A 7,095-nucleotide genomic window follows, 5' to 3' on the forward strand; every position below is an offset into this window, starting at 1 on the left:
ATGATTAATTACTTCATGGAACCCCCTACAATATCCAGCAATTCGTTTGTAATCGCCTGCTGACGACTCTTATTGTACTGCTTCGTCAAATCCTGGATCAGCTCGTTTGCGTTGTCCGTAGCCACTTGCATAGCCAACGTACGTGCAGCATGTTCCGAAGCATTGGAGTCAACAGCGGCAGTAAAAATCTTCTGGCTCAATACAGTGGGGATTAAGCTCGCGATTAATTCCTCTGCGTTCGGTTCGATGATATAATCATTGGCAATCTCGTTCTCCTGTACCTCCTCTTCATTCTCTCTGTCCTCTTCACTTACGACGCTCGTCAGATTAATGGGGAGATACGTCTCACGAAGAAGAATCTGTACCCCCATTGATTTGAAGTGATGATAGATTATTTCCACCCGGTCCACTTCGCCTGCTACATACAGATCCATCAGTCGGTGAGCCAGTTCGGCAGCCTCCTGATACGTTGGTTTGTCGGAGAGCGTTGGAGAAACCTCCTGCGGTTTGAAACCCATCCGTTTGGCCGCTTCATCCACCTTCTTGCCTACCGGGAATATCAAGATATTATCCTGTCCTAAAGTACGGAATTCCCCGATAGTCTGCATCATCATTTTGATGACATTGGCGTTGAAAGCACCACAAAGAGAAGTGTTCGAAGAAAAAACAACGATTGCTACACGCTTCACTTCACGTTCCTGCACATAAGGAGATTCGATAGGCAGGTCCGCGCTTAGGAAGTTAGTCAGAATCTTGTTCAACTTCTTCTGATAAGGCAGCATATTCTCAATGGCTCCTTGTGCCTTGTGTAATTTGGCAGAAGCCACCATTTTCATTGCTGAAGTGATTTTTCGGGTACTCTTGACCGAATTTATTCTGGTTTTTACTTCTTTCAGTGAAGCCATAGTGATAATTAAAAATTAATAATTAAAAATTAAAGGACGATCTGATTTATAAAAAAGCCAATTAGATAAATCAAAAACCATTCAGATTTATTTTAAAGGCCAATCAGATAAATCAATGACCGATTAGATAAATTGTTTAGTGACCATGGCGGCAGTCTCTTCGATAGCCTTAATCACATTATCATCAATCACACCCGTTTTCAATATATCCAATACATCCTCCTGATGATTCAGTTGCAGCGATTCGATGAAGCTACGTTCAAAGTCCTGCACCTTATCCAGAGGAACATCGTGGAGCAGTCCGTGTGTACCACAGTAGAGAATAGCAATCTGCTGTTCTACGGGCATCGGGCTGTATTGAGGCTGAATCAACAGCTGGCCGTTCTTACGTCCCTTGTCAATCGTCAATGCGGTAATCGGGTCCATGTCGCTACTGAACTTGGAGAACGCTTCCAGTTCACGATACTGTGCCTGGTCGATCTTCAATGTTCCCGCCACTTTCTTCATAGCCTTAATCTGCGCGTTACCACCTACACGGGATACAGAGATACCGACGTTGATAGCCGGACGCGTACCCTGGTTGAACAAGTCAGTTTCAAGGAATATCTGTCCGTCGGTGATAGAAATCACGTTCGTCGGGATATAAGCCGATACGTCACCAGCCTGCGTTTCGATGATAGGCAATGCCGTGAGCGAACCACCGCCTTTGACAATTCCCTTCAGACTTTCCGGAAGATCGTTCATTTCGCGAGCCACTTCCTCCTGACTGATAATCTTGGCAGCACGTTCCAACAGACGGGAGTGCAGATAGAAGATATCACCCGGATAAGCCTCACGACCTGATGGACGGCGAAGAATCAGAGAAACCTCACGATAAGCTACCGCCTGCTTGGAAAGGTCATCATAAACCACCAACGCATGACGACCGGTATCACGGAAATACTCGCCAATGGCAGCACCCGCAAAAGGAGCGTAATACTGCAATGCAGCCGGATCACCAGCCGTAGCAGCCACCACAATCGTGTAGTCCAGTGCTCCATACTCACGAAGCGTATTAACGATAGAAGCAACGGTAGAACCCTTCTGACCGATAGCCACATAAATACAATATACAGGATCACCTGCCAGGAAGTTACTGCGCTGGTTGATAATCGTATCAATAGCGATGGCAGTCTTTCCCGTCTGGCGGTCGCCGATAATCAACTCACGCTGTCCGCGACCGATAGGAATCATGGCGTCTACCGCCTTCAATCCCGTCTGCAACGGTTGGTTCACAGGCTGACGGTAGATTACCCCCGGAGCTTTCCGTTCCAATGGCATATCATACAGTTCGCCACCAACCAGCCCCTTGCCGTCGAGCGGTTCGCCCAGCGGGTCGATCACACGTCCCAGCATGTCCTCTCCTACACGGATGGAGGCGATACGTTTGGTACGCTTCACGACGAATCCCTCTTTGATCTTGTCCGTCGGACCCAACAGCACAGCACCCACGTTGTCCTCTTCGAGGTTCATCACGATTGCTTTGATACCATTGTCAAACTCCAGCAATTCATTGGCTTCGGCATTTCGCAATCCATAGATACGCACTACGCCGTCGCTCACCTGGAGCACCGTACCGATTTCGTCAAGTTGCACATTGGCGTTGATTCCTTCGAGCTGCTTGCGCAATATATCAGATACTTCGCTTACTTTTATATTTTCAGACATTATACAATTCTCCTATTCTTATCAATAAATTGTTGTTTCACTCGCTTCAACTGCGTGGCAACGCTTGCATCCAGTCGGTAGTCGTTGACATCGAAGATAAATCCGCCTTCGATCGAAGGATCTATCACCGTTTCGAGTTCCATCTGGGCGTGCAAGATATGCTCTGCTGCGGAACGAATCCGGTTTTCCGTTTCCTTGTTGACGGGAACGGCTGTAATGAGCTTACCCACTCCGATATGCTTCAGCTTCCGGTAGAGATCCAGATACATCAGGCTGATAAATTGCAGATAGCCTTCACGCCTGTTTCGCAGTACCAAAGTGATAAAACGGACAAACTCTCTGGTCGATTTTCCGTCACCGTCGGCAGCCGTGCAGACTAACGCCAACTTTTCCTTCGTTGTGATGACCGGATTATCAAGTGCTTCGCGCAAACCGGGCTGTTCACAAAAACTGTGCGACAGCGTCAGGAACTCCTGATATAACCTGTCCTCCAGACCTTTTTCCTGTGCATATTCAATGATGGCTTTTGCATAACGCATTGAGAGTATTCCGACTTCCATCTTCCTTAGTTCTTATTCGGGGTTAGTACTTCATCCAGCATACGGTCGATCATGCCCATCTGTGCTTCCTTGTCCTCAAGACTCTTGCGGAGCACTTTCTCGGCGATATCCACAGAAAGCACGGCTACCTGGCGACGGATGTCGCGGATGGCTTCGTCTTTCTCTATCTGGATTTGTTGTTTCACCGCATCCAGTTCTTTTTGTGCGGCAATTTCGGCTTGTTTACGGGCCTCGTGAACAATCTTGTCACGTTCTTCCATTGCATCCCTCAAGATGCGTCCTTGTTCTTTGTTGGCGGCAGCCACCAATGCGTCGCCTTCCTCTTTCAGTTTAGACAACTGGGCATTAGCCTCTCTCGCCACCTCCAAAGACTGGTCGATATAGGTCTTACGACCCTCCACCATCTTGATGATGACGGGGAAGCCGTATTTCGCCAATATCACGAACACAATCCCGAATGAGAGAAACATCCAGAACAGCAGGCCACTATCAGGTAATAGTAATGACATATCTTTTAATTAGAAATTAAAGACTATAAATTAAAAGCTGGGGTGGGTTCTCCCTTTTAGAGGAAGAACACCAACAGACAAACTACTACCGCCAACAGAGCCACACCTTCAATCAAGGCGGCGGCGATAATCATGTTCATACGGATGTCCCCTGATGCTTCCGGCTGGCGTGCGATTGCCTCCATTGCCGAACTACCAATCTTACCAATACCCAAACCAGCTCCGATTACTGCAAGACCTGCACCGATAGCTGCACCTAATTTACTAACTCCTACTGCTGCTGCAGTGGCTTGTAACAATACTGATAGTAACATAATTTTCAGTTTTAAAATGGTTTATATTTTCTCTTGTTTATTATTTAATCATTCATTCCGCGCGTTTATTCCGTATTCTTTTTATCAACGTTTTCACCGCGTTTCATTTCAGTTTTCTTCAGCTTTCACTTTGGCACCTTCCTGTGCCAGACCGATAAACACTGCCGACAACATCGTAAATACGTAAGCCTGGATGAAAGCAACCAACAACTCAAGCGCATTCATAAAGATGTTGAACAATACAGAAGCCACCGTCAGCGTGCCGTTCAGTGCAGGCCCCATGCTTGCCGAGATAAAGATCAGGCAGGTAAGCACCAGCATCGCCATGTGTCCCGCCAGCATATTGGCAAAAAGACGAATCATCAAAGCAAACGGTTTCGTAAAGATTCCGAAGAACTCGATGAATGGCATCATCGGTATAGGCACTTTCAGCCACCAAGGTACATCAGGCCAGAAAATATCCTTCCAGTAATGTTTCGAACCGAAGATATTCACTGCCAGGAACGTGCAGACTGCAAGCACCATAGTGATAGCGATATTTCCCGTCACGTTCGCACCTCCGGGGAAGAACGGAATCAATCCCATCATGTTATTGATAAAGATGAAAAAGAACGCTGTCAGCAGATACGGTGCAAACTTCCGGTAGTTGGGTCCTACACAACTCTTGATAATATCGTCGTTCACCATCATGATGAACATCTCCATGAATCCGATAAATCCTCCCGGCGCTTTCGCTCCTTGCGGACGTTTTCTGTACCAGTGTGACACGCTCAATACGATGATGAGCAACAACACGCTGTTGAACAGCAAAGCAAATGTCACTTTCGTGATGGAAATATCCCACGGGCGGACCTGTTCGCCTGCCGCATTATACTCTACCAGTTTGCCCTCGTACTTACTTCCTTCGGGAGCGATGGAAAGTCCTTCATAAGTCCCTCCATTCTCTTCGAGACGGGAAGAAAGGAACGTGTGCCAACCTGTAGTGCTACTATAAACAATAATAGGTAATGGTATAGTAATGTGCGTGTTACCCCACGTCGTAATATGCCATTCGTAGGAGTCGCCGATATGACCGAACACAATTTCTTTCACATCCACCGTGTTCTCCTGTTCCTCTTTCGGAGTAATCTCGTCCTGCGTCTGTTGTGACACCGCTTCCCCCTCCTGTTCCTGTGCAAGAACCGGCAAGCTGACTGCCGCCATGAGGCAGAACAGAATCAACGGAGCTACTATGTTATGCAACTGTTTCATTTTTCTTTTTATTTTTCTTTTTCCGTTTCTGATTCAACTCAAAAGAGAAGAAGAACCAGGTTTCGAATACCAGATATATCAAATAGAACAAGATAAACGTCAGCAGAAAGGCTCTGGCTTCTTCGCGAACGGCAAGACAATAAATCAATACCAGAATCAGCGAAAGAATCATTTTTATCATCTTCGTTGCCAGATACAACAGTAACATTCTCTGTGGAGCATGCCGACGGCAAGTGTCGAAAGCATAAATGCTAAACAGCCCGAAGAAGTAAAAATAGATCGGAATAAACGGATACCCTCCGAAATAATGCCCCGGCAAAGCGAAGTGTAGAATGACAGCTCCGAGTGCCCCGCTAATTACCGCAAATAAGGTATGCCACCAAATAAAATTCCGTTTAGTTTTACTAATATTCACCATGTTACTGTGTTTTTCTGTAAGATTATAACCTCGTTTTTTTCAATTTTTTAATGCTTAGTCTTTGTGCCGGTGAGGAGTTTCCGTCAGGAAACACAGGCAGAAACCGTACCGTCACTCATTTCGACAAAACCGCCCTGAATATCCATCGTGTGCTCTTCTCCGTCCATCGTCGTGTAACTCAACGTTCCCGCTTTCAACGACGAAACAATGGGCGCATGCCCGGGAAGAATAGAAAACGAACCGATCATTCCCGGCAATGTGACAATCTTCACATTTCCGTCGAATATGCTCTTTTCGGGCGATACTATACTCAAATGCAGTTCTTTCATCATGCTATCTTTTTATTTTTTTGCTGCCTGTTCCAGCAATTTCTTACCTTTCTCTATTGCCTCCTCAATGGTTCCGACATTCAAGAAAGCCTGTTCGGGAAGATAATCCACTTCTCCTTCCAGAATCATCTTGAATCCCTTGATGGTGTCTTCAATACCCACCATCACACCCGGAACGCCTGTAAACTGTTCAGCCACGGCAAACGGTTGTGAAAGGAAACGCTGCACACGGCGGGCGCGGTTCACTACCATCTTGTCTTCTTCCGAGAGTTCTTCCATACCGAGGATGGAGATAATATCTTGTAATTCCTTGTTACGTTGCAGAATTTGTTTCACTTGCTGCGCTACGTCGTAGTGTTCCTGGCCAACAATGTGCGGGTCGAGGATACGTGACGTAGAAGCCAACGGGTCTACCGCCGGATAAATACCCAGCTCCGTAATCTTACGGTCGAGCACGGTAGTTGCGTCCAAGTGGCTGAAAGTTGTTGCAGGAGCCGGGTCGGTCAAGTCATCGGCAGGCACATACACCGCCTGTACGGAGGTGATAGAACCTTTGCGGGTAGACGTGATACGTTCCTGCATCGCACCCATTTCCGTAGCCAGCGTAGGCTGGTAACCAACGGCGGACGGCATACGTCCCAAAAGGGCGGACACTTCCGAACCTGCTTGCGTGAAACGGAAGATATTATCAATAAAGAACAGAATATCGCGTTTCTCACCTTCTTTTCCTGCGTCGCGGAAAGATTCCGCCACCGTCAGTCCGGACAATGCCACAGAGGCACGTGCGCCCGGAGGCTCGTTCATCTGACCGAAAATCAGAGACACTTGCGATTTCTCCAGTTCGTTATAATCCACTTTCGAAAGATCCCAGTGACCTTTCTCCATTCCTTCTTTGAATGCTTCGCCGTAACGGATTACACCGGATTCAATCATTTCGCGCAGCAAGTCGTTACCTTCACGGGTACGTTCACCTACTCCGGCAAATACAGAGAATCCATTATGTTTCTTGGCGATATTATTGATAAGTTCCTGAATCAATACAGTCTTTCCTACACCGGCACCGCCGAACAAACCGATTTTACCACCTTTGGCATACGGTTCG

General features: G+C 46.9%; 9 protein-coding genes. All 9 read right to left on the bottom strand.

Features of this window, described 5'->3' with window-relative positions:
• Positions 1-8: 8 nt before the first annotated feature.
• Positions 9-905 carry a F0F1 ATP synthase subunit gamma gene (locus BSCG_RS03130; RefSeq protein ID WP_008648014.1) on the bottom strand — a complete coding sequence of 299 codons (897 nt, stop codon included), beginning with the start codon at positions 903-905 and terminating at the stop codon, positions 9-11.
• 123 nt (positions 906-1,028) lie between these two features.
• Positions 1,029-2,612 carry a F0F1 ATP synthase subunit alpha gene (gene atpA / locus BSCG_RS03125; protein ID WP_008777296.1) on the bottom strand — a complete coding sequence of 528 codons (1,584 nt, stop codon included), beginning with the start codon at positions 2,610-2,612 and terminating at the stop codon, positions 1,029-1,031.
• Positions 2,612-3,172 (bottom strand): F0F1 ATP synthase subunit delta, encoded by a 561-nt coding sequence (locus BSCG_RS03120; RefSeq protein WP_004295760.1) that lies wholly within the window; start codon positions 3,170-3,172, stop codon positions 2,612-2,614. Before BSCG_RS03120 ends, atpA begins: the two co-directional genes overlap by 1 nt.
• Positions 3,173-3,177: 5 nt before the next feature.
• Positions 3,178-3,681 (bottom strand): F0F1 ATP synthase subunit B, encoded by a 504-nt coding sequence (gene atpF / locus BSCG_RS03115; RefSeq protein WP_008777297.1) that lies wholly within the window; start codon positions 3,679-3,681, stop codon positions 3,178-3,180.
• A 56-nt stretch (positions 3,682-3,737) separates the two neighbouring features.
• A complete protein-coding gene (gene atpE / locus BSCG_RS03110; RefSeq protein WP_004308863.1) occupies positions 3,738-3,995 on the bottom strand; it encodes an ATP synthase F0 subunit C in 258 nt (85 codons plus the stop codon).
• 108 nt (positions 3,996-4,103) lie between these two features.
• A complete protein-coding gene (gene atpB / locus BSCG_RS03105; protein WP_004303465.1) occupies positions 4,104-5,246 on the bottom strand; it encodes a F0F1 ATP synthase subunit A in 1,143 nt (380 codons plus the stop codon).
• A complete protein-coding gene (locus BSCG_RS03100) occupies positions 5,230-5,664 on the bottom strand; it encodes a hypothetical protein (RefSeq protein ID WP_008777299.1) in 435 nt (144 codons plus the stop codon). Before BSCG_RS03100 ends, atpB begins: the two co-directional genes overlap by 17 nt.
• 83 nt (positions 5,665-5,747) lie before the next feature.
• On the bottom strand, positions 5,748-5,993 hold the full coding sequence (gene atpC / locus BSCG_RS03095) for an ATP synthase F1 subunit epsilon (protein WP_004303467.1): 246 nt from the start codon (positions 5,991-5,993) through the stop codon (positions 5,748-5,750).
• Positions 5,994-6,005: 12 nt separating this feature from the next.
• Positions 6,006-7,095, bottom strand: a 1,090-nt coding sequence (atpD, locus tag BSCG_RS03090) for a F0F1 ATP synthase subunit beta (protein WP_032849797.1), incomplete at its 5' end; no start/stop codon positions are given.

The sequence above is a fragment of the Bacteroides sp. 2_2_4 genome (genome assembly GCF_000157055.1).
Lineage (GTDB): Bacteria > Bacteroidota > Bacteroidia > Bacteroidales > Bacteroidaceae > Bacteroides > Bacteroides ovatus.